Here is a 1,128-nt window from a genome sequence, read left to right as displayed (position 1 = left end):
TGCCGTCTCGGAGGGAACGGGTTTTGAACTACAGGGCTTTTACCTTCTCTGGCGGGCCTTTCCAGACCTCTTCATCTAACCGGTTCCTTTGTAACTCCATGTGAGACGTCCCACAACCCCAAGGAGCAAGCTCCTCGGTTTGGGCTAATCCGCGTTCGCTCGCCGCTACTGACGGAATCACTATTGTTTTCTCTTCCTCAGGGTACTTAGATGTTTCAGTTCCCCTGGTCTGCCTCTCACTCACCTATGAATTCAGTGAGTAGTGACTGTCGATGAAGACAGCCGGGTTTCCCCATTCGGACATCCCCGGATCAAAGCTTGCTTACAGCTCCCCGAGGCCTTATCGTTGTTCGCCACGTCCTTCGTCGGCTCCTGGCGCCTAGGCATCCTCCGTGTGCTCTTTGTAGCTTAACCTAGTATTTACATCGTAAATACGATTTGCTTTGAATTTCGGTTCAACACTCACGTGTGAATGAAATTCAAGGCAGCTACCTTTATTTCACTTGTTTACACAAGATCAGCTTAAAGGAATATTCTAAAACGCAATTTCGTTTCGGTATCCAGTTTTCAAGGTGCAATTCGCTTCGTCGAAGCGAAACCCGATGAATATTTCGGTTCCACACGATGTGTGAATGAAACATTCGTCGAAGTTTGAGAGTTTGAACTCTCAAAACTGAGCAACGAGTGAGTAGTTTAGGGATATTCGTTTCATTCACACGAACGTGATGAACCGAATTGAATATCCGGTCGCAGGTATATACACCTGCTGATTTGAATGTTTCCGTTGCAGGAAACGATTCTCCATAGAAAGGAGGTGATCCAGCCGCACCTTCCGATACGGCTACCTTGTTACGACTTCACCCCAATCATCTACCCCACCTTCGGCGGCTGGCTCCTTACGGTTACCTCACCGACTTCGGGTGTTGTAAACTCTCGTGGTGTGACGGGCGGTGTGTACAAGACCCGGGAACGTATTCACCGCGGCATGCTGATCCGCGATTACTAGCAATTCCGACTTCATGTAGGCGAGTTGCAGCCTACAATCCGAACTGAGACCGGCTTTTCTAGGATTGGCTCCAGATCGCTCCTTCGCTTCCCGTTGTACCGGCCATTGTAGTACGTGTGTAG

At 49.3% G+C, this 1,128-nt stretch carries 2 rRNA genes; both read right to left on the bottom strand.

Going from position 1 to position 1,128, the window contains the following annotated elements:
• Positions 1 to 414 (bottom strand): 23S ribosomal RNA (locus tag C400_RS28350); the annotation flags it as partial.
• A gap of 393 nt (positions 415 to 807) precedes the next feature.
• A 16S ribosomal RNA gene (locus C400_RS0125820) occupies positions 808 to 1,128 on the bottom strand; the annotation flags it as partial.

This window comes from Paenibacillus sp. ICGEB2008, assembly GCF_000307675.1.
In the GTDB taxonomy this organism is placed as follows: domain Bacteria; phylum Bacillota; class Bacilli; order Paenibacillales; family Paenibacillaceae; genus Paenibacillus; species Paenibacillus polymyxa.
This window is presented reverse-complemented; position numbering and strand designations above follow the sequence as displayed.